Source organism: Streptomyces sp. NPDC058964 (assembly GCF_042741275.1).
Lineage (GTDB): Bacteria > Actinomycetota > Actinomycetes > Streptomycetales > Streptomycetaceae > Streptomyces.
Map to the genome: position 1 here is coordinate 1 of NZ_JBHYKH010000928.1, position 1,638 is coordinate 1,638.

Annotated in this window: 2 protein-coding genes; both read right to left on the reverse strand. The window is 71.6% G+C overall.

The features are described from left to right. On the reverse strand, positions 1-634 hold a 634-nt coding region (locus ACFW2E_RS46475), incomplete at its 3' end, for a hypothetical protein (RefSeq protein WP_384478115.1). After that, positions 526-1,482 carry a hypothetical protein gene (locus ACFW2E_RS46480; protein WP_384478118.1) on the reverse strand — a complete coding sequence of 319 codons (957 nt, stop codon included), beginning with the start codon at positions 1,480-1,482 and terminating at the stop codon, positions 526-528. The genes ACFW2E_RS46475 and ACFW2E_RS46480, both read right to left, overlap by 109 nt. Positions 1,483-1,638: the final 156 nt, after the last annotated feature.

Here is a 1,638-nt window from a genome sequence, read left to right on the forward strand (position 1 = left end):
GCACGGAGGCGTCCGTGCTGCCGTCCCGGTCGGCCTCGACGGCCTTCGCGAACCACTCACGCGCCTCGCCCTCACGCCCGGCCGCCAGCAGCGCGTCGGCGTAGGCGTACCGCAGGCGCGCGGTCCAGGGCTGTAGGGAGTTGGAGGCCAGCTCCGGGCTCTGCAACGTCACGATGGCGGCGTCCAGTTGTCCCATGTCACGCCGGGCACCGGCGGCCACGAGCCGCATCTCGACCTGACCGGCCTTGTCCAGCTTGTGCACCTCGGGGGCGCCGGCCATGTCCAGCGCCTTCTCCGGACGCCCGAGCCCACGCTCGCAGTCGGCCATCACGGGCCACAGGTCCACGGTGCCGGTCATCCGCTTGGCGGCCCGGAACTCGGCGAGCGCCTCGCTGTACTTCTGGTTCGCGTACGCGGCGAAGCCGGCCGCCTCACGCACGGCGGCGACGCGCGACGCCAGGCGCAGGGCCACCTTCGAGTAGCCGTACGCGCCCTCGGGGTCCTCGTCGATCAGCCGGGCGACCATCACCAGGTTCCTGGCGACGTCCTCCGCGAGCGTCTTCGGCAGACTCTGCAGCTCCTGCCGTACGTCCTTGTCGACCTCGTCGCCCGTGACGTCCTCGGGGATCGGCAGACGCTTGATCGGCTCACGGTCGCGGTCCCGCTCACGCTCCTCACGGAAGCGGCCGCCACCGCGCCGGTCATCACCGGGCCGGCCCCGGTAGCCGCCGGGGCGTCCGCCACGGTCGTCACGGCGGTCGTCACGGCGGCCGTAGCCACCACCACGGCTGTCGTCACGGCGGTAGCCGCCGCGGTCTCCACGGTCACCTCGATCTCCGCGGTCGTCACGCCGACCGTATCCGGAGCCGTATCCGGAGCGGCTGTCGTCATGACGGAAGCCACCACGGTCTCCACGGTCGCCGTCGCGGCGGTCGTCACGGCGGTCGTCCCGACGGCCGTAGCCACCACCACGGTTGTCGTCACGGCGGTAACCACCGCGGTCGTCGTCACGGCGCTCGTCGCGGCGCTCGCCACGGTCATCGCGACGGTAGGAGGGACGGTCGCCGCGGTCGTCACGACGGTAGCCGCGGTCGCGGTCGTCGCGACGCGGCCCACCGGAACGGTCGTCACGGCGGTACGCGGGACGAGGCCCACGGTCACCGTCCCTGCGGTCGTCACGCCGGTCGTCACGGCGGTCGTCACGACGGCCGTATCCACCGCGGCTGTCGCCACGGCTGTCGCCACGGCTGTCTTCGCGACGGAAGCCACCGCGGTCCCCACGGTCGTCACCTCGGCGGTCGTCACGGCGGTCGTCACGACGACCGTAACCACCACCCCGGTTGTCGTCCCGACGGCCGTATCCACCACGGTCGTTGTCGCGACGGTAGCTACCGCGGTCACCGCGGTCACCGCGGTCGCCACGGTCGCCGCGGTATCCACCACGGTCTCCGCGGTCACCACCGTCCCGTCGACGCTGGTCACGCTCCGGTCGGTCGTCGGGAGAGTTGGTGGACATGGTGACTCCTGTCTTCGGTACCGCAAGTCATTCTCGCGCAGCCGGGTACCCGGCGCGCTCCGGGCTGAGCTTGATTTTCAAAACAACAAAAGGACCCCTGGTCCCAGCTGAACGCTGGGACC